The sequence below is a fragment of the Mycobacterium sp. NPDC050041 genome (assembly GCF_049541695.1).
GTDB lineage: Bacteria > Actinomycetota > Actinomycetes > Mycobacteriales > Mycobacteriaceae > Mycobacterium.
This window is the reverse complement of sequence record NZ_JBMVDG010000003.1, coordinates 234,782-259,668: the sequence shown is the minus strand read 5'-3', so window position 1 is coordinate 259,668 and position 24,887 is coordinate 234,782. Positions and strand designations below refer to the sequence as shown.

Annotated in this window: 28 protein-coding genes; 9 read left to right on the top strand and 19 right to left on the bottom strand. The window is 70.0% G+C overall.

Features of this window, described 5'->3' with window-relative positions:
* Positions 1 to 12 precede the first annotated feature (12 nt).
* Entirely contained in the window at positions 13 to 105 is a 93-nt protein-coding gene (locus tag ACPCHZ_RS11655; protein WP_090355725.1) for a 50S ribosomal protein bL37, read from the bottom strand.
* A gap of 146 nt (positions 106 to 251) precedes the next feature.
* Here ACPCHZ_RS11655 and ACPCHZ_RS11650 point away from each other — a divergent pair, with 146 nt between their 5' ends.
* Both ACPCHZ_RS11650 and ACPCHZ_RS11645 read left to right on the top strand, forming a co-directional pair.
* On the top strand, positions 252 to 467 hold the full coding sequence (locus tag ACPCHZ_RS11650) for a biotin/lipoyl-binding carrier protein (protein WP_264010909.1): 216 nt from the start codon (positions 252 to 254) through the stop codon (positions 465 to 467).
* 37 nt (positions 468 to 504) lie between these two features.
* Entirely contained in the window at positions 505 to 1,995 is a 1,491-nt protein-coding gene (locus tag ACPCHZ_RS11645) for a sensor histidine kinase (RefSeq protein WP_423484906.1), read from the top strand.
* A gap of 117 nt (positions 1,996 to 2,112) precedes the next feature.
* Here ACPCHZ_RS11645 and ACPCHZ_RS11640 read toward each other — a convergent pair whose 3' ends face one another.
* The 11 genes from ACPCHZ_RS11640 to ACPCHZ_RS11590 all read right to left on the bottom strand — a co-directional run bounded on the left by ACPCHZ_RS11640 (position 2,113) and on the right by ACPCHZ_RS11590 (position 11,746).
* Positions 2,113 to 2,367: a WhiB family transcriptional regulator gene (locus tag ACPCHZ_RS11640; RefSeq protein WP_110319505.1), complete on the bottom strand. Its 255-nt coding sequence runs from the start codon at positions 2,365 to 2,367 to the stop codon at positions 2,113 to 2,115.
* A 258-nt stretch (positions 2,368 to 2,625) separates the two neighbouring features.
* A complete protein-coding gene (locus ACPCHZ_RS11635; RefSeq protein ID WP_423484905.1) occupies positions 2,626 to 3,579 on the bottom strand; it encodes a diacylglycerol/lipid kinase family protein in 954 nt (317 codons plus the stop codon).
* A 52-nt stretch (positions 3,580 to 3,631) separates the two neighbouring features.
* Positions 3,632 to 4,300 (bottom strand): 3-oxoacid CoA-transferase subunit B, encoded by a 669-nt coding sequence (locus tag ACPCHZ_RS11630; RefSeq protein ID WP_423485356.1) that lies wholly within the window; start codon positions 4,298 to 4,300, stop codon positions 3,632 to 3,634.
* A 5-nt stretch (positions 4,301 to 4,305) separates the two neighbouring features.
* The gene (locus tag ACPCHZ_RS11625; RefSeq protein ID WP_423484904.1) at positions 4,306 to 5,001 is read right to left on the bottom strand and encodes a 3-oxoacid CoA-transferase subunit A; all 696 of its coding nucleotides are present in this window, start codon (positions 4,999 to 5,001) and stop codon (positions 4,306 to 4,308) included.
* Positions 4,998 to 6,188 (bottom strand): 4-carboxymuconolactone decarboxylase, encoded by a 1,191-nt coding sequence (gene pcaC, locus ACPCHZ_RS11620; RefSeq protein WP_423484903.1) that lies wholly within the window; start codon positions 6,186 to 6,188, stop codon positions 4,998 to 5,000. The genes ACPCHZ_RS11625 and pcaC overlap by 4 nt, the downstream gene beginning before the upstream one ends.
* Positions 6,185 to 7,387 (bottom strand): lyase family protein, encoded by a 1,203-nt coding sequence (locus ACPCHZ_RS11615; protein WP_423484902.1) that lies wholly within the window; start codon positions 7,385 to 7,387, stop codon positions 6,185 to 6,187. Before ACPCHZ_RS11615 ends, pcaC begins: the two co-directional genes overlap by 4 nt.
* On the bottom strand, positions 7,384 to 7,941 hold the full coding sequence (pcaG, locus tag ACPCHZ_RS11610; protein ID WP_423484901.1) for a protocatechuate 3,4-dioxygenase subunit alpha: 558 nt from the start codon (positions 7,939 to 7,941) through the stop codon (positions 7,384 to 7,386). The genes ACPCHZ_RS11615 and pcaG overlap by 4 nt, the downstream gene beginning before the upstream one ends.
* Complete coding sequence (gene pcaH, locus ACPCHZ_RS11605; RefSeq protein ID WP_423484900.1) at positions 7,938 to 8,735, bottom strand: protocatechuate 3,4-dioxygenase subunit beta; 798 nt, start codon at positions 8,733 to 8,735, stop codon at positions 7,938 to 7,940. Before pcaH ends, pcaG begins: the two co-directional genes overlap by 4 nt.
* Positions 8,736 to 8,751: 16 nt before the next feature.
* Positions 8,752 to 10,107, bottom strand: coding sequence for an MFS transporter (locus ACPCHZ_RS11600; RefSeq protein ID WP_423484899.1), 1,356 nt, complete (start codon positions 10,105 to 10,107; stop codon positions 8,752 to 8,754).
* A 31-nt stretch (positions 10,108 to 10,138) separates the two neighbouring features.
* Positions 10,139 to 10,996: a shikimate dehydrogenase gene (locus tag ACPCHZ_RS11595; RefSeq protein WP_423484898.1), complete on the bottom strand. Its 858-nt coding sequence runs from the start codon at positions 10,994 to 10,996 to the stop codon at positions 10,139 to 10,141.
* A 105-nt stretch (positions 10,997 to 11,101) separates the two neighbouring features.
* On the bottom strand, positions 11,102 to 11,746 hold the full coding sequence (locus ACPCHZ_RS11590) for a TetR/AcrR family transcriptional regulator (protein ID WP_423484897.1): 645 nt from the start codon (positions 11,744 to 11,746) through the stop codon (positions 11,102 to 11,104).
* Positions 11,747 to 11,835: 89 nt separating this feature from the next.
* Between ACPCHZ_RS11590 and ACPCHZ_RS11585 the strand changes: the two genes are divergently transcribed.
* Both ACPCHZ_RS11585 and ACPCHZ_RS11580 read left to right on the top strand, forming a co-directional pair.
* Positions 11,836 to 13,659, top strand: coding sequence for a bifunctional sugar phosphate isomerase/epimerase/4-hydroxyphenylpyruvate dioxygenase family protein (locus tag ACPCHZ_RS11585; RefSeq protein WP_423484896.1), 1,824 nt, complete (start codon positions 11,836 to 11,838; stop codon positions 13,657 to 13,659).
* Between the two features lie 64 nt (positions 13,660 to 13,723).
* Positions 13,724 to 14,164: a hypothetical protein gene (locus ACPCHZ_RS11580; RefSeq protein WP_423484895.1), complete on the top strand. Its 441-nt coding sequence runs from the start codon at positions 13,724 to 13,726 to the stop codon at positions 14,162 to 14,164.
* Here the strand turns inward: ACPCHZ_RS11580 and ACPCHZ_RS11575 are convergent.
* Genes ACPCHZ_RS11575 through ACPCHZ_RS11565 form a run of 3 tightly spaced genes read right to left on the bottom strand, consistent with a single transcriptional unit; the run spans position 14,110 to position 16,297 of the window.
* Positions 14,110 to 14,601, bottom strand: coding sequence for a GNAT family N-acetyltransferase (locus tag ACPCHZ_RS11575; protein ID WP_423484894.1), 492 nt, complete (start codon positions 14,599 to 14,601; stop codon positions 14,110 to 14,112). The genes ACPCHZ_RS11580 and ACPCHZ_RS11575 overlap by 55 nt on opposite strands.
* Positions 14,598 to 15,689, bottom strand: a complete 1,092-nt coding sequence (locus tag ACPCHZ_RS11570; protein ID WP_423484893.1) for an isochorismate synthase — start codon at positions 15,687 to 15,689, stop codon at positions 14,598 to 14,600. Before ACPCHZ_RS11570 ends, ACPCHZ_RS11575 begins: the two co-directional genes overlap by 4 nt.
* Positions 15,686 to 16,297, bottom strand: a complete 612-nt coding sequence (locus ACPCHZ_RS11565) for an acid phosphatase (protein ID WP_364971840.1) — start codon at positions 16,295 to 16,297, stop codon at positions 15,686 to 15,688. Before ACPCHZ_RS11565 ends, ACPCHZ_RS11570 begins: the two co-directional genes overlap by 4 nt.
* A 51-nt stretch (positions 16,298 to 16,348) precedes the next feature.
* Here ACPCHZ_RS11565 and ACPCHZ_RS11560 point away from each other — a divergent pair, with 51 nt between their 5' ends.
* Both ACPCHZ_RS11560 and ACPCHZ_RS11555 read left to right on the top strand, forming a co-directional pair.
* Positions 16,349 to 17,188, top strand: a complete 840-nt coding sequence (locus tag ACPCHZ_RS11560) for a ParA family protein (RefSeq protein WP_423484892.1) — start codon at positions 16,349 to 16,351, stop codon at positions 17,186 to 17,188.
* Between the two features lie 9 nt (positions 17,189 to 17,197).
* Positions 17,198 to 17,905 (top strand): PP2C family protein-serine/threonine phosphatase, encoded by a 708-nt coding sequence (locus ACPCHZ_RS11555; protein ID WP_423484891.1) that lies wholly within the window; start codon positions 17,198 to 17,200, stop codon positions 17,903 to 17,905.
* A 15-nt stretch (positions 17,906 to 17,920) separates the two neighbouring features.
* Here the strand turns inward: ACPCHZ_RS11555 and ACPCHZ_RS11550 are convergent, their stop codons facing one another.
* Positions 17,921 to 19,132 carry a hypothetical protein gene (locus ACPCHZ_RS11550; RefSeq protein ID WP_423484890.1) on the bottom strand — a complete coding sequence of 404 codons (1,212 nt, stop codon included), beginning with the start codon at positions 19,130 to 19,132 and terminating at the stop codon, positions 17,921 to 17,923.
* An 18-nt stretch (positions 19,133 to 19,150) separates the two neighbouring features.
* Entirely contained in the window at positions 19,151 to 20,635 is a 1,485-nt protein-coding gene (locus ACPCHZ_RS11545; RefSeq protein WP_423484889.1) for a DEAD/DEAH box helicase, read from the bottom strand.
* Positions 20,636 to 20,889: 254 nt separating this feature from the next.
* On the opposite strand from ACPCHZ_RS11545, the gene ACPCHZ_RS11540 reads away from it, so the two are divergent.
* Positions 20,890 to 21,594, top strand: coding sequence for a ferritin-like fold-containing protein (locus ACPCHZ_RS11540; protein WP_364971832.1), 705 nt, complete (start codon positions 20,890 to 20,892; stop codon positions 21,592 to 21,594).
* A 3-nt stretch (positions 21,595 to 21,597) separates the two neighbouring features.
* On the opposite strand, the gene ACPCHZ_RS11535 is transcribed toward ACPCHZ_RS11540, so the two are convergent.
* Complete coding sequence (locus tag ACPCHZ_RS11535) at positions 21,598 to 22,428, bottom strand: hypothetical protein (RefSeq protein ID WP_423484888.1); 831 nt, start codon at positions 22,426 to 22,428, stop codon at positions 21,598 to 21,600.
* 243 nt (positions 22,429 to 22,671) lie between these two features.
* Between ACPCHZ_RS11535 and ACPCHZ_RS11530 the strand changes: the two genes are divergently transcribed.
* On the top strand, positions 22,672 to 22,929 hold the full coding sequence (locus tag ACPCHZ_RS11530; protein WP_364971828.1) for a DUF3107 domain-containing protein: 258 nt from the start codon (positions 22,672 to 22,674) through the stop codon (positions 22,927 to 22,929).
* On the opposite strand, the gene ACPCHZ_RS11525 is transcribed toward ACPCHZ_RS11530, so the two are convergent.
* Positions 22,916 to 23,590 carry a TetR/AcrR family transcriptional regulator gene (locus ACPCHZ_RS11525; protein ID WP_364971827.1) on the bottom strand — a complete coding sequence of 225 codons (675 nt, stop codon included), beginning with the start codon at positions 23,588 to 23,590 and terminating at the stop codon, positions 22,916 to 22,918. The two genes, ACPCHZ_RS11530 and ACPCHZ_RS11525, sit on opposite strands and share 14 nt — an antisense overlap.
* A gap of 169 nt (positions 23,591 to 23,759) precedes the next feature.
* On the opposite strand from ACPCHZ_RS11525, the gene ACPCHZ_RS11520 reads away from it, so the two are divergent.
* Entirely contained in the window at positions 23,760 to 24,797 is a 1,038-nt protein-coding gene (locus ACPCHZ_RS11520) for a DUF3152 domain-containing protein (protein ID WP_423484887.1), read from the top strand.
* The last annotated feature ends 90 nt before the right edge of the window (positions 24,798 to 24,887 follow it).

Genomic DNA, 24,887 nt, shown 5'->3' with positions numbered 1-24,887 from the left:
TCGACGGTGGGGCTAGCGCACCGACTTCGAACCGGCGTTGGGTCGCTTCCCGTGATTCGCCTTCGTGTGCTTCCGGTCGCGCTTCTTGCGGCCACGCTTGGCCATGGCTGTTCCTCCGTACGGTCTTCGGTACTTTCCAGCCCGCGTCCCACGGGCGGCACCACGCCATTGTCTCACGGCCCGGCGAATGCTCCGGCCACGCGGTGTTGTGGTTCGATAGAGGCGCGAAACCGAGAGTGAGTGGGGTGAAGATGGCCGAGGACGTTCGCGCTGAAATCGTGGCCAGTGTGCTCGAGGTCGTGGTCCACGAAGGTGATCAGATCGGCGAGGGCGACACCCTGGTGCTGCTGGAGTCGATGAAGATGGAGATCCCGGTGCTCGCCGAGGTCGCAGGCACCGTCACCAAGGTCAATGTCAGCGAAGGCGACGTCATCCAGGCCGGTCATCTCATCGCGGTCATCGGCTAGCCACTCCCCGGTACTCGACCGCCCGACATGATGCTCGATGTCCACCCTCGGTGACCTGCTCGCCGAGCACACCATGCTGCCCGGCAATGCCGTCGACCACCTGCACGCCCTGGTCGGCGAGTGGCAGCTGCTGGCGGACCTGTCCTTCGCCGACTACCTCATGTGGGTGGGCCGCGACGACGGCGTCCTGGTGTGCGTCGCACAGGTGCGGCCCAACACCGCGCCCACGGTGCTGCTCGCCGACGCGGTGGGCACGCTCTCGGACGACCAGCGGCTACCGGTGGTGCGCTCCGCGTTCGACACCGGTGTCATCGTCACGGAAGACGAAGCAACGCAACAGGACTCACCCGGCCTGAACGTCGAGGCGGTTCCGGTGCGCTGGGACGGCAAGGTGGTCGCGGTGCTGACCCACCAGACCGCGCTGGCCGCGAGGCGCACGGCGAGCCCACTGGAGAGCGCGTACCTCGACTGCGCCGCGGACCTGCTGCACATGCTCTCCGAAGGCACTTTCCCGAACGTCGGTGACCTCGCGATGTCGCGTTCCAGCCCGCGGGTGGGCGACGGCTTCATCAGGCTGGACGGCGCGGGCACCGTGGTGTTCGCCAGCCCCAACGCGATCTCGGCGTATCACCGGATGGCGCTGACGTCGGAACTCGAGGGACAGAACCTGGTGGCGATCACCCGCCCGCTCATCTCCGACCCGTTCGAGGCCCAGGAACTGGCCGACCACATCCGCGACTCGCTCGCCGGCGGCTCCAGCATGCGCATGGAGGTCGACGCGGGTGGGGCGGCGGTCCTGCTGCGCACCCTGCCGCTGGTGGCGCACGGCGAGGCCGTCGGCGCCGCGGTGCTGATCCGGGACGTCACCGAGGTCAAACGCCGCGACCGGGCGCTGCTGTCCAAGGACGCGACCATCCGGGAGATCCACCACCGCGTCAAGAACAACCTGCAGACGGTCGCGGCGCTGCTGCGGCTGCAGGCCAGGCGCACCAACAACGCCGAGGGCCGCGAGGCGCTGCTGGAGTCGGTGCGACGGGTGTCGTCGATCGCCCTGGTGCACGACGCGTTGTCGATGTCGGTGGACGAGGAGGTGAACCTCGACGAGGTCGTCGACCGGATCCTGCCGATCATGAACGACGTGGCCACCGTGGACACCCCGATCCGCATCAACCGCGTCGGCGATCTCGGCGTGCTCGACGCGGACCGGGCCACCGCGCTGATCATGGTGATCACCGAGCTGGTGCAGAACGCCATCGAGCACGCCTTCGACGACGGCACCGCCCACGGCTGCGTGACGATCCGCGCCGAGCGCTCGGCGCGCTGGCTCGACGTGGTGGTGCACGACGACGGGCGCGGCCTGCCCGACGGGTTCAGCCTGGAGAAGTCCGACCGGCTCGGTCTGCAGATCGTGCGCACGCTGGTGTCGGCCGAACTGGACGGGTCGCTGGGGATGCACGACGTCGCCACCGGCGGCACCGACGTGGTGCTGCGGGTGCCGCTGGGGCGCCGTACGCGGCTCCCGCAGTAACGGACGTCACAGCCAGAAAACGAAATTCGCTCAGCGAATTGACAGGAAAGTCCTTGGAAAAAGTGACGGCCCCGACGTTGTCGTCGGGGCCGTCGCTCGCGCGGTTCTGACCGGTCGTCAGACTCCGCTGCGGGCCTTGGTGCGGGCATTGCGCCGCTTGAGCGCGCGACGCTCGTCCTCGCTCATCCCGCCCCACACACCGGCGTCCTGGCCGGAATCCAATGCCCAGGTCAGGCAATCGGTGGTGACGGGGCAGCGGTTGCAGACCAGCTTCGCGTCAGCGATCTGAGCAAGCGCGGGACCACTGTTCCCCACGGGGAAGAACAGCTCGGGATCCTCGTCGCGACAGACCGCCTTGTGGCGCCAATCCATAGTTCTAACTCCTCATCAGTCACTAGCTTGTATGCGCAGCAAAACGCACGAGCTTTTCTTCGGCTGTTAACGCGTGCACACGAAATGTTTCTGCACTGTTGCATCCGATGTTTTCACAGGCTGAACAGATGTCAAGAGAACTGCGTTAACACGTGTGCTATCTCACTCCGGCACTGTGTTACCGGAGCGCTTACCCATGTGTACTACACTCAATCCAGCTGCGCCCTGAATTCTTCGGGCGGGCACCATATTCCCAGGTCAGAGCGTTGTGACGGGTGGTGCCACCACGGCAAGAGCGTCCGGGACCGACGTGAACGTCATCGTTTCGCGCAGTCCGGCGTAATCTCCGTCGATCTGGCACGCCACCGGGACGTCGGCGGTCACCCGCAACCACGCCACATCGTCGTCGCGCAGCAGATGGCGTGCCTCGATACGGGGCGTGCGGGACAGCATCCGCCGCACCAGCCGCAGATTGGCCCACACGTTCATGCTGGTGACGGCGAAGACGCCGAGCCCGGTCTCGAACGAGGTGTCCGGGTTGGTCCACACCGGGCGGGTGTTGGCATAGGTCCACGGGCTGGAGTTCGACACGAAGGCGAAGTGCACGCCCGACACCGGTTCGGCGTCGGGCAGGTGCAGTGTCAGCGAGGGTTCCCTGCGGGCGCTGGCCAGCATCTCGCGCACCGCGACGCGGATGTAGCGCGAGGCGGTCACCGCACGTCCCTTGGCCCGCTGCGCCTCGACGGCGGCCACGACGTCGCCGTCCACCCCCATGCCCGCGGTGAACACCGCCCAGCGTTCGCCGCAGTCCATCACCCCGATGCGCCGCCAGCGGCCGTCGCGGCGGTAGTCGCCGAGCAGGTCGACGAGTTGATTGGTGGCCTCGGTGGGGTCGGGGCTGATGCCGAGCGCCCGGGCGAAGACATTGGCCGACCCGCCGGGCACCACGCCGACCGCGGGGGCCGGGAGGCCGGGACCGCGTTCCGACAGCACGCCGTTGACCACCTCGTTCACCGTGCCGTCACCGCCGTGCACGATCAGCACGTCGACCTCGTCGCGAGCCGCGTCGCGGGCGATCTCGATCGCGTGGCCGCGGTGGTCGGTGTGCACGACCACCAGCTCGACCCGGCTCTCCACCGCGTGGGCGAGCAGGTCACGCGCGGCGGGGGTGGTCGACGTCGCATTGGGGTTGACGATCAGCACGGCGCGCACGAGGCCAAAGCCTAGCCAAGAGCGGCATGGCTGCGCCGCCGGTACGGATCGGTCAGCGCAGACGGACACCCAGCCGCTCGCCCAGGTCCGCCACGCTGATGCCGAACGTCTCGACCACCCGCACCGGGCGCTCCCCGGTGCGGTCCAGTTCGAAGATCGCGAGGTCGGTGTAGACCCGGTTCACGCAGCGCCTGCCGGTGAGCGGGTAGGCACACGCCGGCACGAGTTTGGCCGCGCCCTCCTTGGTGAAGAGATTCATCATCACGAAGATCTGCTTGGCGCCGATGGCGAGGTCCATGGCTCCGCCGACCGCCGGGATCGCGTCGGGTGCGCCGGTGTGCCAATTCGCCAGGTCGCCGTGGTGGCTGACCTGGTAGGCGCCCAGCACGCAGACGTCCAGATGGCCGCCGCGCATCATCGCGAACGAATCGGCGTGGTGGAAGTAGGACGCCCCCGGGGTCTCGGTGACCGGGATCTTCCCGGCGTTGGTCAGGTCGGGGTCGACGGCGTCGCCGACCGCGACGCCGCCCATGCCGAGCATCCCGTTCTCGGTGTGCAGCACCACGCCGTCCGCCGGTGACAGGTGCTCGGCCACCCGGGTGGGCAGCCCGATCCCGAGGTTGACGTAGGACTCGGCGGGGATGTCGCGGGCGATCAGGGCGGCGATCTCGTCGCGGTCGAGCGGGTCGCGGTCGAGGCGCTCGACGGTGTCACTGCGGATGGTCGTCACACCGCCACCTCCGAATCATGCTGTGCTGCTGACAGATCGAGGATGCGGTCGACGAAGATGCCGGGGGTGACCACACATTCGGGGTCGAGTTCACCGGCCTCCACCACCCGGGACACCTCCACGACGGTCATCTCGGCGGCGGTGGCCATCACCGGGCCGAAATTTCGCGCGGTCTTGCGGTACACCAGATTTCCGGCGCGGTCGCCGACATGCGCGGCGATGAGGGCGACGTCACCCCGGATCGGGTATTCCAGGACGTAGTCGCGACCGTCGATGGTGCGCGCCTCCTTACCCTCGGTCAGCGGTGTGCCGACCCCGGTCGGGCAGAAGAACGCGCCGATCCCGGCGCCCGCGGCACGGATGCGTTCGGCGAGATTGCCCTGCGGCACCACTTCGAGGTCGACCTCGCCGGCGCGGTACAGGCGGTCGAAGACGTAGGAGTCCGCCTGGCGGGGGAACGAGCAGATGACCTTTCGTACCCTGCCCGCCGCCAGCAGTGCGGCCAGGCCGGTGTCGCCGTTGCCTGCGTTGTTGCTGACGATCGTCAGGTCACCGGCGCGCTGGTCGATCAGCGCGTCGATCAAGGTGGTCGGCATGCCGGCCATGCCGAATCCACCGACGAGCACCGTTGCCCCGTCGGCGATCCCGGCGACCGCCTGCTCGGCAGTGGTGTGGATCTGGGTGCGGCTCACGACGGGTCCTCCTCGGAGTCTCGGGCGGGGTGGTCTCGGACGTCCTCGGCGAGCACCCGGCCGGCGATGCGGAACGCTGTGTTCGCGTCGGGCACCCCGCAGTAGATGGCCGTCTGCAGCAGCAGTTCCTTGATCTCGTCGTCGCTCAGGCCGTTGCGCCGGGCGGCCCGCAGGTGCATGGCCAACTCCTCGTGATGACCACGGGCGACGAGTGCGGTGAGCGTGATCAGTGAACGGCTGCGCCGGTCGAGGCCCCGACGGGTCCAGATGCTGCCCCAGGCGTATTCGGTGATCAGCGTCTGGAAGTCAGCGCTGAACGGGGTGGTCTGCGCCTGCGCGCGGTCGACGTGGTCGTCACCGAGCACCTGCCGCCGGACGGCCATCCCGGCGTCGTGGCGGGTGATTTCGGGCCGGTGCCGGTGGGCGTGCTCGACGACGAGTTCGGCGACCCGTTGCGGGGCTTCGGCGGGTGCGAGGTGACCGACGCCGGGCAGCACCACGAGTCGGCCGTCGGCGACGCCGTCGGCGATCCGTCGCAGATCCTGCGGCGGCGTCGGCACGTCGTCGCTGCCCGCGATCGCGAGGACCGGCGCGGTGATCTCCGCGAGGCGCGCGCTCACGTCGAACGCGGCCAGCGCCTCGCACGCGAGCGCATACGATTCGGCATCGGTGGCCCGCAGCGCGTTCAGCAGTGGCGCGCCGATATCGGGATGCCGGTCGAGGAAGCCACGGGCGAACCAGCGCTGGGACGCGGCGTCGACCACCGCGTCGACTCCCGACGCGCGGACCGTGGCGGCGCGCTCACGCCACCCCGCGACCGTGCCGATCACGGCGCCGGTGCAGATCAGCGTCGCCGAGGCCACCCGGTCGGGCGCTGCCAGCAGCAGCTGCAGGCCGACCGCACCGCCGAGTGAGTCGCCGGCGTAGTGGAACCGGCCCGCCGCGGAGAACTCGTCGGCGAGCGTGAGCACCGCCGCGGCGAGGTCGCCGACGTCGAACGGCGAGGCCGCCGGGCTGTGGCCGTGGCCGGGCAGATCCCATGCCACCACCCGGAAGTGGTCGGTGAGGTGTCGAGCGGCCGGTCCCCAGAGGGATTGTGCGGACGTGCCGAGTGACGGCCCGAGGACCAGTACCGGGCCGGCCGCCGGTCCACCGAAGTCGGTGGCGACCAGACGCGGGCCGGTCATGACGGTGCCTCGAGGTGCCGCCGGGCCCGCGCCAGCACCGACTCGATCAGCAGGTCGGCCGCACCGGTGTACTGCGCGGCGACGGAGCGGCCGGTCAGATCCGCCATCGACCGCTGCTCGGCCGAGAGACCCTCGACCGCAGTGAGATTTGCCGCAGCCCGGTCGGTGTCGACCTGTAGTCCGGTCAGCAGCGCGGTGGTCTGGCTCGCGGCGGTCGCGGTGCGCCTGCTGAGGGTGCGCAGGGTGCCCCACTCCGCGTGCCAGGCCCCGTCGGCCCGTTCGTCGACACTCGAGGCCGACGCGACGTGCAGTGCGGCGGCCAGGGACGGCGCGGTCAGTGCCGTGCTGCGGATGAGCACCGACATCACCGGGTTGCGCTTGTGCGGCATGGTCGACGAGCCGCCCGCCTGCCCCTCGGTGAACTCACCGATCTCGGGGCGGCTGCCGGTCGCGACGTCGGCGGCGATGTGTCCCCACGCGTCGCAACAGGTCACCAGGGCGTCACCGATGCGGGTGACGATCGACCGGGTGGTGTGCCACGGCATGGCCGGCGCCAGGCCGAGCGCCTCGGCCATCGCGTTCGACAGGCCGAGCGCGGCGTCGGCCGATCCGGTGAGTTCGGTTGCCGCGGCCATGGTCCCGACGGCGCCTCCGGCCTGCACCGGTAGCGGGGGTAGGCCGCCGAGAGTGTCCGCAGCGTCCAGCACTCCGCCGAGCCAGTGGGCCGTCTTCATGCCGATCGTGCTGGGCAGCGCCGCCTGGGTGAGCGTGCGGGCGAGCATCGGCGTGTGGCGGTGCGTCTCGGTCAGGCGCGTGAGTTGCGCGATCTGCATGCACATCTCGTCGTCGACGGCAGCCAGCGTGGCGCGTGCGCACAGCATCAGCGCGGTGTCGACGACGTCCTGACTGGTGAGCCCGCGGTGCAGCCACCGGGCAGTCTGGTCGCCGGTGCGCTCACGCAGCATGGCGACCAGGCCGGTCACCGGATTGCCGTCGCGCTCGGCGCCCTCGGCGAGGGTGTCGATGTCGGTGGGGGACACCGCCGCGCCGAGGTCGGCGCGCGCGGCGGCGGGGGCCACCGCGGTGTCGACGAGAGCATCGAGCCAGGCCCCTTCCACGGCGATCATCGCGGCCAGGAACACCCGGTCACCGAACAGCTCACCGGCGCGGCCGTCGCCGGGCGACAGCAGGTCACTCATGGTTGGTGCCCCGGGAAGCGCAGGAACACCGTCTCGTCCGCGCCGCCCTGTAGCCGGATGTCGAAGCGCAGCCCCTCGGCGTCCCGGCGGGCGACGAGTGTCTGCCGCCGCTGCGCGTCCAGCGAGGCCAGCAGCCGGTCGCCGGCCAATGCCGGCCCGGGTACGTAGATCCTGGTGAACAGCCGGTTCAGCAGTCCGCGTGCGAACACCGCGACGGCGAAGAAGGCGGCTGTGTCCGGTTGTGGCGCACCGGGTTCCACCGTGGTGAAGGAGTAGTGACCTTCGTCGTCGGTGCTCGCCCGTCCCCAGCCGGTGAAGGTCCAGCCGTCGCGGTGCAGCGAGCCGGTGGCCGAGGGGACCACTCCGTCGGCGCCGGCCTGCCAGATCTCGAGCAGCGCGTCCGGTACCGGGTCTCCTGCGCCGTCGGTGACCTGCCCGTGCAGCCGGATCGCGCCCGGCGTACCCGGCCGCACCAGTTCGTCGGAGCCGGGGTAGGGCAGCGCGTAGCCGAAGAACGGGCCGATCGTCTGCCCCGGCGTCGGTGCCACGGTCATCGGCTGCCGTTCCCTTCCACCGGCGTCAGTGCGGTGCCGGTCAGGACGATGTCCCACCGGTAGCCGGTCGCCCATTCGTGTGTGGTCACGTCGTGGTCGTAGGCAGCGACAAGACGGTCGCGGGCCTTCCGGTCGGTGATCGACTGGTAAATCGGGTCCAACGCGAACAGCGGATCGCCGGGGAAGTACATCTGGGTGATCATCCGCTGGGTGAATTGTGTTCCGAACAACGAAAAGTGGATGTGCGCGGGCCGCCACGCATTGTGGTGGTTACGCCACGGGTACGGGCCGGGCTTGATGGTGGTGAAGCGGTACCAGCCGTCGCCGTCGGTCAGGCAGCGTCCGACGCCGGTGAAATTCGGATCCAGCGGCGCGGGGTGCTGGTCGCGCTTGTGCAGGTACCGGCCTGCGGCGTTGGCCTGCCAGATCTCGACGAGTTGGTGCCGGACCGGTCTGCCCTCGCCGTCGACGACGCGGCCGGTGACCACTGCCCGCTCGCCGATCGGTTGGCCGGCGTGCTGGATCGTCAGGTCCGCCTCCAGTGGATGGACGTCGCGATTCCCGAAGCAGGGGCCGCTCAACTCGACCGCCTCCGGGTCGGCGGTGTGCAGCGAACCGTGCGGATGCCGCAGCCGGCTGCTGCGGTACGGCGGGTAGGTCAGCCGGGGCTGGTACTCCTCCACACCCGCGCGGTCGTATTCGCCGGCGATCGAGGCGATGTCGGCACTGATCTCGTGCTGGCTGCGCAGTGCGCTGTCCGGCGCGAGATCACTGACGGCGATGGCGTTCTCCACGGTCACCTTCCCGCGCTCAGCCGTTGACCAGGGTCTTGGGCGAGTGGGGCGCCCCGGTGCCCAGCAGTTCGGTCGGCACGTCCTTCGTCTCGCGTGCGGTCGTCGCAGACACCGCGGCGATGAGGCAGACGACGGCGGTGAAGATGCTGATGACCACCCAGCCGCCCTCCCGGACACCGCCGAGCGCGGTGACGATGGTCGGGGCGAATCCCGCCAGCAGGAAACCGATCTGGGTGCCGATCGCCATGCCGGAGAAGCGGACCTGGGTGCTGAACATCTCGCCGTAGAACGACGGCCACACGGCGTTCGCGGCGGCGTACCCGAACGAGAACGTGGCCACCGCCAGGGCGAAGGTCAGCACCGTGTTGTCGTTGCTCATCGACAGCATGTAGAAGGGCATCAGTGCGGCCGACGACAGTGCGCCGTAGATGAAGACCGGCTTGCGGCCGATCCGGTCGGCGAGCATGCCGAACAGCGGCTGGGTGAACAGCGCGACTACGTTGGCGACGACGACCAGCCACAGTGTGATGCCGGCTTCGAGGCCCACCTTATTGCCGTAGGCGATGGCCAGGGTGCCGAACACCGTCGACACGGCGGCGATGAACGCGCAGAGCACCACCCGGATGACGTCTCTCCAGTGGTTCTGCATCAGCGGCTTGAGCGGCATCCGGGCGATGGCGCCGGTGGCCTTCGCTTCGTCGAACTCCGGGGTCTCGTGCAGCCGGCGGCGGATGAAGTAGGCCACCACCACGACGATCGCGCTGAGCCAGAACGGAACCCGCCAGCCCCACGACATCTCGGCGTCGTCGGGCAGGGAGACGAACGGCAGCATCACGAGCTGAGCGAGGATGAGCCCGCCCTGGGTTCCGGTGAGCGTCCACGAGGTGAAGAACGCCCGCCGGTTGTCGGGGGAGTGTTCCAGGGTCAGCGAGCTCGCGCCCGCCTGTTCGCCTGCCGCGGAGAAGCCCTGGAGCAGCCGGCACAGCACGAGCAGTCCCGGCGCGAGCCACCCGGCCATGGCGAAGGTGGGCAGGCAGCCGATCGCGAAGGTGGACACCCCCATCAGCACGAGGGTGAACATCAGCACGTTGCGTCGGCCGAGGCGGTCGCCGAAGTGGCCGAGGACGAAGGCGCCCACCGGCCGTGCGACGTAGGCGACGCCGAAGGTCGCGAACGACAGCACCAGGGCGGCGTCGTCGCCCGACGGGAAGAACACCTTCGGGAAGATCAGCGCGGCGGCGGTGCCGAAGACGAAGAAGTCGTAGTACTCGACGGCGCTGCCCATGAAGCTGGCGACGGCGGCGCGGCCGGGCGTTCGTCGTGGTGACGCGGCTCCGCCGCTGTCGGATTCGGCGATGGTCGTGCGGCTCATGACTTCTCCTGTTCGGTCGGGCGGTGGTTGGTCAGCCGACGAGGCTGCGGAAGTGTCGGGACATCCGGTCGGCGTCGGGGGTGACGCCGGTGATCAGGGCGAAGGCCTCGGTGGCCTGGTGCACGGCCATGTGGCCGCCGTCGAGGGTGGGGCAGCCCGCCTGTCGGGCGGCGGCGAGCAGCTCGGTGTCCAGCGGCCGGTACACGATGTCGGCGACCCAGAGTCGCGGGTGCAGCAGGTCGGCGGCCAAGGGCAGTCCCGGGTGTTCGGCCATACCGGTGGGCGTGCAGTGCACCAGGCCGTCGGCGGCGGGCAGCAGCACCGACAGCTTGTCCGGGGTCGAGGCGTCCACGCGGGCGTCGGCGTGGCGGGCGCCGAGCTGATGTGCGAGGGCGGTCGCGCGGTCGAGGTCGGCGTCGACCACCGCGAGGTGCTCGGCGCCGAGTCGCAGCAGTGCGTCACCGACGGCCGCGCCCGCCCCGCCCCCGCCGATCATCACCACCGAGGCCCTCGGCGCCTCCGGCAGGCCTTCGTCGAATCCGATCGCGAAGCCGGTGGTGTCGGTGTTGTAACCGATGTCGCCGTGCTCGGCGAAGACCACGGTGTTCACCGCGGCCACGGAGGCCGCCAGCTCGTCGACGTGGTCGAGGTGCTCCATCACCAGCCGCTTGCAGGGGTGGGTGATGTTGAGCGCGTTGTAGCCCATGGCGCGCGCCCAGGTGAGGACCTCGCCGATCCGCTCCGCCGCGATGCCGGCCGTGTTCAGGTCGATGATGCGGTACAGATAGTCGATGCCCTGCTCGTGGGCTTCGCGCATGTGCAGCTTCGGCGTCAGCGACGGGCCGACGCCGGTCCCGACCAGACCGACCAGGTAGGCGTCATGGCTCATGCCGTCTCCTCAATGTACTAACTAGTACGTACGTCGAGGAGAACACAGTGACCGCGCTCACGTCAACCCCGTGTTGTGAAGTGGGTCTCCGCGGTCAGGTGCCGGTCAGGGTGCGGAGGTGAGCCAGCCGACGACCACGTCGCCGATCATCTTGCGCAGGTGGGCGCGCCGCGAGGGCTCGGTGAAGTCGATGCCGAACAGGTAGCCGAACGTGTACCGGTTGGCGACCTGGAACACGCAGAACGAGCTGATCACGATGTGCACGTCCAGCGCGTCGGCGTCCTGCCGGAAGACGCCCGCGCGCCTGCCGTTCTGCAGGATCTCGTCGAGCAGCGTCGTGGCCGGTCTCGACAGCGTGCGCAATGATTCGAGCCGGCCGATGAACTCGCCGCGGTGGATGTTCTCGATCGACACCAGGCGGATGAACTCCTGATGGGCGATGTGGTGGTCGAAGGTCAGCCCGGCCAGTGCGCGCAACGCGTCCACCGGATCCACGTGATCGACCGCCAGGCGCTGCTCGGCCTCGCGAATGCCTAGATAGGCCTTCTCCAGCACGGCCATGTACAGCTGCTCTTTGCCGCCGAAGTAGTAGTAGATCATCCGCTTGGTGGTGCGGGTGCGTTCGGCGATCTCGTCGACCCGCGCGCCCGAATACCCGGATTCGGCGAACACCGCGGTCGCCACCTCGAGTAGCTCCGACCGCGTGCGTTCCGCGTCGCGCTGCAGCTCGGGGCGGGACTCGGTGGTCACTTCGCCGAGCCTAGCCGGGTCGCCGCGGCAGGAGGCCCTTGTGGCTTAACTAACTATTTCGTACATTAGTGGCGATTGGAGGACGGCCCATGAGGACTTCCATCGCCACCGTCTCACTGAGTGGCTCGCTGACCGAGAAACTGCACGCCTGCGCCGCCGCCGGATTCGACGGGGTCGAGGTCTTCGAGCCGGATCTCATCGCCAACGACCGCAGTCCCGAGGAGATCCGCAGCCTGGCGCGGCGGCTCGGTCTGTCGCTCGACCTGTACCAACCGCTGCGCGACATCGAGGGTGTCGACGAGGCGACGTTCGCGGAGAACCTGCGTCGCGCGGGTGCCACCTTCGCCACGGCCGCACGGCTCGGCATCGACACCATCCTGGTGTGCAGCAACGTCGCGACGGCCACCGTCGACTCCGACGAGGTCTCGGCCGGCCAACTCCGCAGGCTGGGCGATCTCGCCGCCGAGTACGGCATCAGGGTCGCCTTCGAGGCACTGGCGTGGGGCCGCTTCATCGACGACTACCGGCGGGCCTGGCGCGTCGTCGAACTCGCCGACCACCCCGCGGTCGGCACGTGCCTGGACAGCTTCCACGTGCTGTCCCGTGGCCACGATCCGGCCGACATCGAGCGGATCCCGCGCGAGAAGATCTTCTTCCTGCAGCTCGCCGACGCGCCCGCGCTCACCATGGACGTGCTGTCCTGGAGCCGCCATCACCGCCTGTTCCCGGGCGAGGGCGCATTCGATCTGCCCGGATTCCTGTCCCGGGTGCTGGCCACCGGGTACGACGGGCCGCTGTCACTCGAGGTCTTCAACGACACCTTCCGGCAGACCGACCCCGAGCGCACCGCGGTGCACGCGCTTCGGTCGCTGCTCTGGCTGCAGGACAAGACCGCGCACCGGAAACCGGAGGGGTGGCGCCGCGACGTGGTGGCGCTGACGCCCGCCAAGCCGCCCACGGCGTTCGACTTCGTCGAGATCAAGGCGGAGGAGACCACCCACGTCGAGGTGCTCCTCGAGCAGTTCGGCTTCACCTCGGCGGGACGCCACCGCACGAAGCCGGTCTCGCTGTGGGTCGCGGGCGACGCCAGGGTGGTGCTCAACGAGCAACAGGCCCGCGACCAGGCGCCACACGTCGCGGCTGTCGGCTTCCAGGTCCCTGATGGTAGCGAAACCACTAGGCGCGCACGAGAATTGATGGCTCCCGTGGCCTACCGCCGGACCTATGCCGCGGAGCAGGCCCTCGGGTCGGCCGTCGCTCCGGACGGCACCGAGCTGTTCTGGGTGACCGAACCCGCCGGTGGATCGGAGCCGGCCTGGGTGCACGAGTTCGACGGCGGGCGCCCGCCGACGCCGACGGCCGTCCGCGCCATCGACCACGTCAACCTGTCGCAACCGTGGCACACCGCGGAGGACGCCGTGCTGTTCCTCACCAGCGTCTTCGGCCTGTCGGCCGGCACGCCCGCCGAAGTGCCGGGCCCCACCGGCCTGGTGCGCAGCCAGGTGCTGCGGACCGTCGACGGTGCGGTGCGGATACCGCTGAATGTCGCACCGCAGGTGCTCGACGACGTGACGATGCCCCAGCACGTCGCGTTCGCCTGCGCGGACATCTTCGCCGTGGCCAGGGCCGCGCGCAGCCGCGGCGCCCGGTTCCTGCCGGTGCCCGACAACTACTACGACTACCTGGCCGGCCGGTTCGGCCTGGACGCCGCGGTGGTCGAGGAACTCAACGAGCTCGACCTGCTGTACGACCGCGATCCCGACGGCGGCGAGTTCGTGCACTTCTACACCCGCACCGTGGGCACGGTGTTCTTCGAGTTCGTGCAGCGCCGCGGCCACTACGACGGCTACGGCGCCGACAACGCCCCGGTACGACTGGCGGCACAGCGCGGTTCGCACGTCGCTACCGTGTGACGGTGACCGAAAGACGTGCGCAGCGCCACCAGCCGGACACCGGCCTGACCGATCGGCGGGCCCGGTGACGGTGCCCGCGCCGTCGACCGTGCGGATGGCGGCGGTACTGGTGCTGCTGCAGGGTGCGGCCGGACTGGCGGCGGCGGTGTTCTACGTGGTGAGCGGGCTGTCCGGTGAGCGTGAGCCGGGCCTGAACTTCTACGGGACCGCAGGTTGGTTCGCGATCATCGGCGGCGCCGTCGCAGCGGCGGGCTGGGCGCTGTGGACCGGCCGCCGGTGGGGCCGCGGGGTGGCGGTGTTCGCCCAGCTGCTCCTGCTTGGGGTGTCCTGGTACGTCGGTGTCGGATCACACCAGTGGGCCTACGGCATCCCGCTGGCGCTGACCGCGCTGGTGGTGCTGGTGCTGTTGTTCAGTCCGGCGACGCTGCAGTGGCTGGCCGCGCCCGACGATCAGGACGCCGGCGGGGCTGCCAGCGCCGACAACTCGGGGCCCGACACCCGGTAGGTGATCCAGTCGGTCTGCGGTTTACCGCCCAGCGCGTCGTAGGTGGCGATCGCGTCGGCGTTCCAGTCCAGCACCGCCCAGCTCAGCCGCGAGTAGCCGTGCTCGACGCACTCGCGGGCGAGGGTCGAGAGCAGCGCACGGGCCAGGCCGCGGCGGCGGAACTGCGGGCGGACGAACAGGTCCTCGAGGTAGATGCCGGCGACACCGTCCCAGGTCGAGAAGTTGTAGAACCACAGCGCCGCTGCGGCGGGCGCGCCGTCGACTTCCGCGATGTGTCCGAACACCACCGGGCGGTCACCGAAAAGCGCTGTCGCGAGCTGACTCTCGGTCACCGTGCACTCCGCGGCGGCGCGCTCGAAGTCGGCGAGCTCGTGGATCATCGCGGCGAGTTCGGCCTCGTCGCCCCGCCGCACCGGCCGGATCGTGGTCCCGCTCATGTCTGCACCCCCAAACCGGACAGGATGGTCCTGAACTTCGTCGTGGTCTCGTCGACTTCGTCGTCCGGGTCGGATTCGGCGACGATGCCGCCGCCTGCCCTGGCGTCGGCGCTGCGCCGGTCGGCGGACAGCTGCGCGCCGCGGATGGACACCACCCAGCTGCCGTCGCCGCGCGCATCGCACCAGCCGACGGCGCCGGCATAGAAGCCGCGGTCACCCTCGAGTTCGGTGATCAGCGCGGCGGCCGTATCCGCGGGCACACCGCCGACGGCGGGCGTCGGGTGCAGCGCGACCGCCAGATCCAATGCTGTGGTTGACCTTTCGCGAAGGCGGGCGGTGATCGGCGTGTTCAGGTGCCACACCGCCGCGGTGCTGCTCAGCGCGGGCGTCGGCGCGATCTGCAGATCGACGCACAGCGGGTCGAGTGCCTTGCGCATCGCGTCCACGACGAGCTGGTGCTCATGGCGGTTCTTCGCGGAGTCGGCCAGCGCCGCCGCGTTCGCCCGATCGATGTCCGGGTCGGCGGAGCGCGGCGCGGAGCCCGCGAACGGCCGGCAGGTCACCACATCGCCTCGGCGCGCCACCAGCAGTTCGGGCGTCGCCCCGACCAGCACGGTGCCGGTGTGGACGCCTCCTGCCGGGCTGAGGTCGACCAGATACCCGGTGGCGGAGGGATCGTCGGCCACCAACCGGGTCAACACGGTCCACGCGTCGACCCGCCCGTCGGCGACCAACTGCAGCGAGCGGGCCAGCACCACCTTGTGCAGTCCGGCCGCCGGGTCGTTGAGGCGGCGCACGGCGGCCGCGACCCGGGCCCGGTGCTCGGCGGGCTCGGGCATCGCCCGTGCGACGCGCACGGCAGGCAGCGAGCGGACCGGCCAGTCCGGCAGCGCGCCGGTGAAGCGCACCGCCTCGGGCGCCATCAGCGCCGTCGGCTGCGACACGTCGAAAGGCAGCGCGCCCACGACGATCGACGCGTCACCGGCGGAGAGCGCCGCCTGCGCGTCGGCCAGCCGCCGGTAACCGGTGCGGGTTCCGGCGGCGACCACCACGCCGTCCGGGCCGGCGAGGACGAAGGGCGCGTTCACCGCGGTTTACACGAATCCGTGTGTCCTGTGAGCCCCTGCGCGATGATCTGGCGGACACCGTGCTCGAATCCGAGGACGGCGATCGACGCCGGCGCCATCGCGAAGCGGATGCCCTTCGGCACCGGCAATTCGACCCACCGGGAGATCACCGAGCGGGAGAAGTGCGCGTGGCCGACGAACACCACATCGCGTGACGCCATGTACTGCAGCGCGAGGTCCACCGCGCCGTCGGCACGTTCGGTGACCGCGGCGACACTCTCGCCGCCCAGCGCGCCATGAGTCCAGATCAGCCAATCGGGCACCGACTCCCGGATCTGCGGCGTGGTCAGTCCTTCGTAGTCGCCGTAATCCCACTCCTGCAGAAGCGGCGAGACCTCGTCGACCCGCAGGCCGGCGAGTTCGGCGGTCCGCACCGCCCGCACCATGGGGCTGCTGATCACGAACGGGTCGTCCAGCTCCAACTCGGCGATTGCCTCCGCCGCTTGCTCGGCACGCTCGCGGCCCAGCTCGGTCAGGTCCAGGTCGGTGTGACTCGTGTGCCGGCCGGATCGAGACCACTCGGTCTCGCCGTGCCGCAGGAGGAACAGTCGGTGCTGCAGAACACTCACGCCCACCGATTCTGCCGCACGTCCAACGACCGGGTCGGTGCGCATGTGAGGATGAACACCGTGACGGGGGTACTCGCGATAGCCAATCAAAAGGGTGGGGTCGCCAAGACGACGACGGTGGCATCGTTGGGCGCGGCGCTGACCGAGCAGGGCAGGCGGGTGCTGCTCGTCGACCTCGACCCACAGGGGTCACTGACGTTCTCGCTGGGCCACGACCCGGACAAGCTGCCGGTGTCGGTGCACGAGGTGCTGCTCGGCGACGTCGAACCCGACGCGGCGCTCGTCGAGACGCCCGAGGGAATGACGTTGCTGCCGGCCAACATCGACCTGGCAGGCGCCGAGGCGATGCTGCTGATGCGGGCCGGCCGCGAGTATGCGCTCAAGCGCGCACTGGCCAAGATCACCGGACCGGTGGACACCGGGAAGTCGGGCCGGGCCAAGGACCGGTTCGACATCGTGATCATCGACTGCCCGCCGTCGCTGGGGGTGCTCACCCTCAACGGGCTCACCGCCGCCACCGAGGCGATCGTGCCCCTGCAGTGCGAGACGCTGGCCCACCGGGGCGTCGGGCAATTCCTGCGCACGATCTCCGACGTCCAGCAGATCACCAATCCGGACCTGGCGCTCCTCGGCGCGCTGCCCACGCTGTACGACTCGCGCACCACCCACAGCCGCGACGTGCTGCTCGACGTCGCCGACCGCTACGGTCTGCCCGTCCTGGCGCCGCCGATCCCGCGCACCGTGCGGTTCGCCGAGGCCAGCGCATCGGGCGCGTCGGTGCTGGCGGGGCGCAAGAACAAGGGCGCCCAGGCCTACCGCGAACTGGCAGCGGCCCTGCTCAAGCACTGGAAGACCGGCAAGGCGATGGCCACCTTCACCCCGGAGGTGTGAGCCGCCCCGATGGCCACCGTCTCGACCGCTGCGACCGCCACCGACAAGGGTCCGGTGCGGCCGACCAACCAGGACAGCGCGCTGGTCGAGGATCCGCTCTACGTGGTCGCCGACGGGTTCGGCACCTACGGCGACATCGCCAGCCGGCTGGCGGTCGAGGCGCTGAGCACGGTGTTCGCCGCCGCGCCGGACCGGGCCGGGCTGTTCCGTGCGGTCGGTGACGCCAACACCCGCATCTGGGACCACGCCGCCACCCTGACCGGCAACGAGACCATGGGCACCACGCTCGTCGCGCTGGCGATGCTGTCGGACGCCGACGGCGGCCCCGTCGCGATGACCATCGGCGATTCGCGGCTGTACCGGATCCGCGACGGCGCACTGGACCGGCTGACGGAGGACGACAGCGTCGTGGCCCATCTGGTGCGCGCCGGTGAGCTGACCGAGGACGAGGCGCGCTGGCACCCGAAGCGGCACCTGCTGACCCGGGCGCTCGGTATCTCACCGACGGTGGACCCGCGGGTGGTCGACGTGGACTGCCGCCCGGGGGATCGGCTGCTGATCAGTTCCGACGGGCTGTTCGGCCAGGTGCACGACGACGAGATCCTGACCACCGCGGCGCCGGTGGATCCCGACGAGGCGGCGCGTGGACTCGTCGCGCTGGCCAACGGCGCGGGTGGCTCCGACAACGTCACGGTAGTGGTGATCGACCTGGCCTGACGGCCGCGGCCGTGGTCAGCCGAGCGCGACCACTTGCTCACCGCGCTGCTCGACCAGCATCGAGCCCGCCACCGCGGGGACGACGGGCGCCGTCGACGGGGGCCGCTGCAGCGGGATGTGCCGCTGCCCGGCGCCGGTCGCGGCGTCGAAGACGTCGTAGCCGGTGGTGACCGGTACCAGCAGCCGTCCCGCGAGCGCGGTGGCCGGCCCGACCGCGGCGGCGCCGCCGGACGGGCTGATCGTGTACTTGTAGCGCAGTTCGTCGCTGTCGAAGACCATCACCGCGTTGCCCGTCCACCAGGTGATGAGGTCGCCGGCGCGTGACATGGCGGCCTGCGGCGACACCGGTCCCGGCAGGGGCGTGGTGGCGACCGTGGCGCCGGTCTCGTCGACGATGTTCACCACGGGCTTCGGGGTCGGCACGTACACCGCGGTCGTGACGTCGGACACCGCGATCACCCGGGCGCCGGAGTCGTCGGACACGCCCGGTTGCGGCACGAACTGGGTCTCCGGGGTGTCCTCCTCGTCCGACGGCCGCAGCAGCGTCAACCGCAGGTCGGCTTCGTGCGGACAACCCTCGAGCACCGACACCGCCGTCGAGCTGGCGGCGGCCGACACCAGCCGGCACACCGGCGACGGCGGGACACCGGGCTTGATCCGGGCGTCCAGGGCGCCGTAGCTGAGCATCCGGACCATGTCCGAGCGCCACAGTTCGAGCCTGCTGTCCCCGGCCGACAGCACCGTGGTGCCGTCCGCCGACAACGTCACCTCGGGATCGGCGTAGGCGGTGCGGGCCGGTCCGCGGCGGCCGGTCTTGCCGTCGATGGTGCTCACCTGGCCGCAGCCGCGGGCGTCGGGATACACCGCCACCACGTCGTAGTAGACGTAGGTGACGCCGCACAGGTCGACGTCGCGCGCGTAGCTCCACAGCGTGGCGCCGGTCGCCGGATCGCGGCCCTCGACGTCGCGGCCGTTGCCCGTCACCACCGCGCCCGCGACCACCAGCGGAGTCGTGGTCTTGGGGCTGGGCACCGTCCAGCGCTGCTGCAGGGACGCCGGGATCTCGCGGGGCGTCTGCAGGGTGGGCACCGGGGTGGCGGCGGGGCGGCTGATCGTCGCCCGCGCATCACTGGTCCACCAGATCAGGCCCGCCGTCACCACGACCACCGCAGCGATGACGAGCGCCGCCACGATGTCGCCGCGGGTGCGGCGCTCGGGTGTGACCATCTGCCGGTCGCGGGACCGCTAGCTGGCGCCTGCGGCCGCGGTCTTGCGGGGACGACGGCGACGGCGCCGCTTGGCCGGGGACCCGTCCGGCGATTCTCCGTCGGCGCTCTGGGCCGGTGCGTCGGTGTCGGTCGCGGCGTTGTGCTCGGTGGAAGTCTCGCCCGCGCGGGTCCTCCTGCGGTTGCGGGTGCGGGCCGGCTTGGCATCGCGGTCGCGGTCGCGGTCACGGTCGCGGGGTTCGCGCTTGGGCTTGTCCGAGGTGCGGGTGGCTCTGCCGACGGAGCCGCCGGACTCGGCCGGGATGCCGAGCTCCTCGTAGAGGTGCGGCGAGTTGGAGTACGTCTCTGCGGGATCGGGGGTGTTCAGGCCGAGCGCCTTGTCGATCATCGTCCAGCGGGGCAGCTCGTCCCAGTCCACCAGCGTGACGGCGATGCCGGTCTTGCCGGCCCGGCCGGTGCGCCCGATGCGGTGCACGTAGGCCTGCTCGTCCTCGGGAATCTGGAAGTTGATGACGTGGGTGATGTCGTCGATGTCGATGCCGCGGGCCGCCACGTCGGTGGCCACCAGCACGTCGACCTCGCCGGTGCGGAAGGACTTGAGGGCCTTCTCGCGGGCGCTCTGGCCGAGGTCACCGTGCACGGCGCCGACCTTGAAGCCGCGCTCGGCCAGCTCGTCGGCGACCTTCTGCGCGGTGCGCTTGGTGCGGGTGAAGATCATCGTCGCGCCGCGGCCCTCGGCCTGCAGGATGCGGGCCACCATCTCGACCTTGTCCAGCGCGTGCGCGCGGTAGGCGAACTGCACGGTGGTGTCGTGGGTCTGCGACGACTGCGGCGCCTCGGCCCTGATGTGGGTCGGCTGGTTCATGAAGGTGCGGGCCAGCGTGATGATCGGGTCCGGCATCGTCGCCGAGAACAACATCGCCTGGCGGGTGTCCGGCGTCAGCCGCAAAATCCGCTCGATGTCGGGCAGGAAACCCAGGTCGAGCATCTCGTCGGCCTCGTCGAGCACCAGCACCGACAGGCCGCCCAGCTGCAGGTGGCCCTGCTGGGCGAGGTCGAGCAGCCGGCCCGGGGTGCCGACGACGACGTCGGCGCCGCTGCGCAGCGACTCGATCTGCGGCTCGTAGGGCCGTCCGCCGTAGATGGACACCACGGAGAACTTGCGATCGCCGGCCCGCAGATGCTTCGAGGCCAGCGCGAGGTCGTTGTATACCTGCAGGCACAGCTCACGGGTCGGCACCACGATCAGGGCGCGGGGGATCCCCGTCAGCTCCTTCTCGGTGTCGGTGGTGACGCGCTGCAGCAGCGGAACGCCGAACGCGTAGGTCTTGCCCATGCCGGTGCGGGCCTGACCGATCAGGTCGTCGCCGGCCAGCGCCATCGGCAGCGTGAGCTCCTGGATGGCGAACGGGTGCTCGATGCCCTCCTCGGCGAGGGCGCGGACGATCTCGTCGCGCACACCGAGTTCGGCGAAGGACTTGGTGAGAGGTGGCAGTGGAGTCATACGGAGTAGACAGAGCCTTTCGTGGTCATTCCTCGTTTGCGTCACGCGCGCACGAGTGAAACGAAAGACGCGGTCTCATCGCCCCGAAGGCGGGGCGTTGGCGATCCGCTGGGCACAGCGAGGTATCGGGCCCATGGCGTGCACGCACATTTCTCGGTCCCGGCTCAGCAGAGCTTTACGCCGGTATCCGCCCCCATGATAGCTGGTCGCGCTCTCAACGGGTTGCTGCGCGGGCCGGCGTCTAGAGTTGGGTCATGAATTCGACCCCGGCCGCGGCCACGCCCGAGCAGACGGTCAACCCGGCGACGTCGGGCGTCTCGGCCGCCCACCGAGGGGTCGACGAGCTGTTCGCACTGCTGGCCTACGGCGAGGTCGCCGCGTTCTACCGGCTGACCGAAGAGGCGCGGATGGCGCCCAATCTGCGTGGCCGGATCAACATGGCGAGCATGGCCGCAGCCGAGATGGGCCATTACGAGTTGCTACGGGATGCGTTGCAGCGCAGGGGAGTCGACGTGATCCCCGCGATGACGAAGTTCGCCTCCGCGCTGGAGAACTATCACCGGCTGACCACTCCGAGCACCTGGCTGGAGGCGTTGGTGAAGACCTACATCGGTGACGCACTGGCCGCCGACTTCTACCTGGAGATCGCCGACTCGCTGCCCGCCGAGGTGTCCGACGTGGTGCGCGGCGTGCTCGCCGAGACCGGCCACTCGCAGTTCGTGGTCGCCGAGGTGCGCGCCGCCGTCACCGCCAGCGACAAGCAGCGCCACCGCCTCGCGCTGTGGTCCCGGCGGCTGCTCGGCGAGGCCATCACCCAGGCCCAGTACGTGCTGGCCGAACACGACGCACTCGTCGACCTGGTGGTCTCCAGCGGTGAGGGACTGACCCAGCTCACCGAGTTCTTCGACCGGTTGCAGAACACCCACAGCGCGCGGATGCAGGAGCTCGGCCTGGCCTGAGGGTCACTGGGTGCAGGTGGCGATCATCGTGTTGGCCGCCTGCGACGCCAGGGTCGCCCCCGCGGCGTCGGTGATCGCGCAGTTGAGCTGACCGGTGACGCTGGTCGCGGTCACCGACTTCAACTCGACGCCGGGGTCGAGCACCACGGTCCTCGTCCACGGCAATGCCACGTTGACCTCACTCTGCAGGGCGCCCTGGTGGTCGGTGTAGATCACCGTGACCAGGTCGAGCAGCGGCCGGTTGCCGGTCACCTGGTAGGTGATGGTGCGCGGACTCGGCGCAGGCGGCGGCGGTGCGGCCGCGGCCGGTGGGGGTACGGGTGCAGCGGCGGTCGCGCTCGGCGACGGTGTCACGGTGGTCACGGTCTCCGCGGGCAGCGAGGTCGGGGCGGACGTGGCGGCCGGCGGTGGCGCCGCGGTGGTGGCCGGTTGGCTGGTCTGTGTCGGGGGCACCATCGTCGCGGTCACCGAACCGCTGTCGCCGCCGCCCAGGATCACCACCGTGCAGATCACGGCGACGAGCAGCACCGCGCCCGCGACGCCTGCGATGAACTTCCACCGGGGGTCGAGCAGCGGCTCGTCGTCGAATTCTTCGTCGGAGTCGCCGGAATCTTCGGAGTCGTCGGCGCTGCGGTAGTCGGTGTCGTATCCGGTGTCGCGCAGCGAGTCGTAGCCGGCGCCGTACGGGTAGTCCTCGTACGCCGGATAGTCCTCCACGCGCGAGGTGGGCTCGGCATAGCCGACGCCGCCGTCGGCGATCCGGGTCGTCGCTGCGTCGAACCGCTCGGTGGGCGCCGTCGTGTACGGCGAGTTCGCCGAATATCGCCTGTCCATCGGGTTTTCCCCATCGTCTCGTCCACTACCGGCCCCGATGCTATCGGGGCGGAAGTGACGGATGAGGTGTGTCAGCCCGTGTGTTGGTCACGGTCGGGACTCGGTTCGATCGCGCTCCGGAACAGGCTTCGCTCAGCGCGAACCGCCCACGGCGGCGCGGGTGCCGTACCGTCCACTAGCCTGCTCAGCAGGAGAGCGCATCAGGTCGACTCTCGACGGTGCCGAGGCGAGAAAGGGTTCAACGTGGAGGTCAAGATCGGTGTCACGGACAGCCCGCGCGAGTTGTCGTTCAACAGCGTGCAGACTCCCGCCGAGGTGGAGGAGGCGGTCTCCGCGGCATTGAGCGGGGAGTCCGGCGTGCTTTCGCTGACCGACGTGAAGGGCCGCCGCTACCTCGTGCAGAGCGGCCGGATCGCCTACGTCGAGATCGGCGCCGCAGACGTGCGCCGGGTCGGGTTCGGTGTCGGTGTGGTGGGGGCCGAGGCCGTCAAGAACGGGTGAGCGGCACGTGTGACAGGCCGCCCCAGGCGAACTGCACGGTGCCTTCGACCGCGGCGTCCTTGGAGATGGGGCGCTCGCTGTCGAGCCAGTAGCGCGCACAGTCGACGCTGATGCCGACCAGACCCACCGCAATCATCCGGGCGCGGTGTGCCTCGAGGCCGGAATCCCGGCTGATCAGGTCGAACACCGCGTCGGTGCACGCCTCGGTGGCGACTTTGACCTGCGAGGCGACCTGCGGCTCGGTGGTGTAGTCGTTCTCGAAGATCAGCCGGTAGCCCTGGCTGTCGTGCTCGATGAAGTCGAAGAACGCGTGGATCGCCGCGCGGAGCCGCTGCCGGTTGTCGGTGGTGGTGCGCAGTGCCTGACGGACTCCGGAGACCAGGTTGTCGACATGGCGCTGCAGAACCGCGAGGTACAGCTCGAGCTTCGATGAGAAGTGTTGGTAGAGAACAGGTTTGCTGACGCCCGCGCGATCGGCGATCTCGTCCATGCCTGCGGCGTGGTAGCCGCGGTCGACGAAGATCTCGCTGGCCGCAACCAGTAGCTGGCTGCGCCGCTCGTCGCGAGGGAGCCGGTTGCCGCGGCGGCCGCTACCCGAGGACGGCGCGGTGTCGCCGCTCTTGGCACCTCTCCTCTCGGCGGTGTTGGCGAGATCGCTCATCAAGTCCTCAATCTGGATTCCAGTGGCGCTCTTGGGTGTGTTTCACCCAAGCCGCTCATCGAAACGACACTACTACCGATCTTCGGCGGTGTGCGCGAGGACGACCTCCGCTGCCTCCGCGGTGGCGCGGCGGAGGTGCAAGTGCCCACCTCTGTGCCATCCTGTTTCGGTGACCTACGACCCGGGGCGTCGCGGGCCCGGTCGTGCCCCGGCGCTGCGCAACGAATGGCGGGAGCCACTGCGCGCACAGCGTGATCCGCTGGCCGTCGACTCGGGGCGGGTCCGCAGCAATCGCGACGAGCACAAGCGCTGGCGCAAGCAGACCTGGCTCGGGCGGTTCGTCTCCACCTACGGCTGGCGCGCCTACGCGCTGCCCGTGCTGATGGTGCTCACCGCCGTGGTGATCTATCAGACCATCACCGGCACCAGCGCGCCGCAGGCCGCCGACGACGAGCAGGGACCGGTCCAGGGACCGCCGACGCTCGGGGTGTCGAGCACCGCCATCGTCGGCGCACCGCCGAAGGGGCTGACGCAGTTCGACGCCAGCCTGCCGACCGGGATCCTGCCCGAGGGCGGCCCGTTCACCGCGGCCGGTGCGAGGACGTGGCACGTCGTCCCCGGCGCCACACCACAGGCCGGCCAGGGCACCACCAAGGTGTTCACCTACACCGTCGAGGTGGAGGACGGGGTGGACACCACGACCATCGGCGGCGACGAGGGCTTCGCCCGGATGGTCAGCGAGACGCTGGCCAACCCCAAGAGCTGGACGCACAATCCGCAGTTCGCGTTCACCCGCGTCGACGCCGCGTCCGGCGTCGAACCGGACTTCCGGGTCTCGCTGACCTCGCCGATGACCGTCCGGGAGGGCTGCGGCTACGACATCCAGCTCGAGGCGTCCTGCTACAACCCGGCCTACGCGGGCGAACAGCCGCGGGTGTTGCTCAACGAGGCCCGGTGGGTGCGCGGCGCCGTGCCGTTCCAGGGCGACATCGGCTCCTACCGGCAGTACCTCATCAATCACGAGGTCGGCCACGCCATCGGGTACCAGCGGCACGAGCAGTGCGCGGAGAACGGCGCGCTGGCGCCGATCATGATGCAGCAGACGTTCTCGACCAACAACAACGACGCGGCCAAGTTCGACCCCGAAACCGTGCGCGCCGACGGCAAGACCTGCCGGTTCAACCCCTGGCCGTACCCGATCGCCTGATTCCCGCGACCGTCGGGACGGGAAGCAATGCGGGGCGTTCACGGTTGTGGAAAGTGCCTATTGTGATGGGGTACGCCCACGTCTGCAGCC

Excerpts from the sequence above, each read along its gene's own strand:
- ACPCHZ_RS11655 (WP_090355725.1), bottom strand. The coding sequence starts at position 105 with ATGGCCAAGCGTGGCCGCAAGAAGCGCGACCGGAAGCACACGAAGGCG.
- ACPCHZ_RS11650 (WP_264010909.1), top strand. The coding sequence starts at position 252 with ATGGCCGAGGACGTTCGCGCTGAAATCGTGGCCAGTGTGCTCGAGGTC.
- ACPCHZ_RS11645 (WP_423484906.1), top strand. The coding sequence starts at position 505 with ATGTCCACCCTCGGTGACCTGCTCGCCGAGCACACCATGCTGCCCGGC.
- ACPCHZ_RS11640 (WP_110319505.1), bottom strand. The coding sequence starts at position 2,367 with ATGGATTGGCGCCACAAGGCGGTCTGTCGCGACGAGGATCCCGAGCTG.
- pcaC (WP_423484903.1), bottom strand. The coding sequence starts at position 6,188 with ATGACCGGCCCGCGTCTGGTCGCCACCGACTTCGGTGGACCGGCGGCC.
- ACPCHZ_RS11615 (WP_423484902.1), bottom strand. The coding sequence starts at position 7,387 with ATGAGTGACCTGCTGTCGCCCGGCGACGGCCGCGCCGGTGAGCTGTTC.
- pcaG (WP_423484901.1), bottom strand. The coding sequence starts at position 7,941 with ATGACCGTGGCACCGACGCCGGGGCAGACGATCGGCCCGTTCTTCGGC.
- ACPCHZ_RS11600 (WP_423484899.1), bottom strand. The coding sequence starts at position 10,107 with ATGAGCCGCACGACCATCGCCGAATCCGACAGCGGCGGAGCCGCGTCA.
- ACPCHZ_RS11595 (WP_423484898.1), bottom strand. The coding sequence starts at position 10,996 with ATGAGCCATGACGCCTACCTGGTCGGTCTGGTCGGGACCGGCGTCGGC.
- ACPCHZ_RS11585 (WP_423484896.1), top strand. The coding sequence starts at position 11,836 with ATGAGGACTTCCATCGCCACCGTCTCACTGAGTGGCTCGCTGACCGAG.
- ACPCHZ_RS11575 (WP_423484894.1), bottom strand. The coding sequence starts at position 14,601 with ATGAGCGGGACCACGATCCGGCCGGTGCGGCGGGGCGACGAGGCCGAA.
- ACPCHZ_RS11560 (WP_423484892.1), top strand. The coding sequence starts at position 16,349 with ATGAACACCGTGACGGGGGTACTCGCGATAGCCAATCAAAAGGGTGGG.
- ACPCHZ_RS11555 (WP_423484891.1), top strand. The coding sequence starts at position 17,198 with ATGGCCACCGTCTCGACCGCTGCGACCGCCACCGACAAGGGTCCGGTG.
- ACPCHZ_RS11550 (WP_423484890.1), bottom strand. The coding sequence starts at position 19,132 with ATGGTCACACCCGAGCGCCGCACCCGCGGCGACATCGTGGCGGCGCTC.
- ACPCHZ_RS11545 (WP_423484889.1), bottom strand. The coding sequence starts at position 20,635 with ATGACTCCACTGCCACCTCTCACCAAGTCCTTCGCCGAACTCGGTGTG.
- ACPCHZ_RS11540 (WP_364971832.1), top strand. The coding sequence starts at position 20,890 with ATGAATTCGACCCCGGCCGCGGCCACGCCCGAGCAGACGGTCAACCCG.
- ACPCHZ_RS11535 (WP_423484888.1), bottom strand. The coding sequence starts at position 22,428 with ATGGACAGGCGATATTCGGCGAACTCGCCGTACACGACGGCGCCCACC.
- ACPCHZ_RS11525 (WP_364971827.1), bottom strand. The coding sequence starts at position 23,590 with ATGAGCGATCTCGCCAACACCGCCGAGAGGAGAGGTGCCAAGAGCGGC.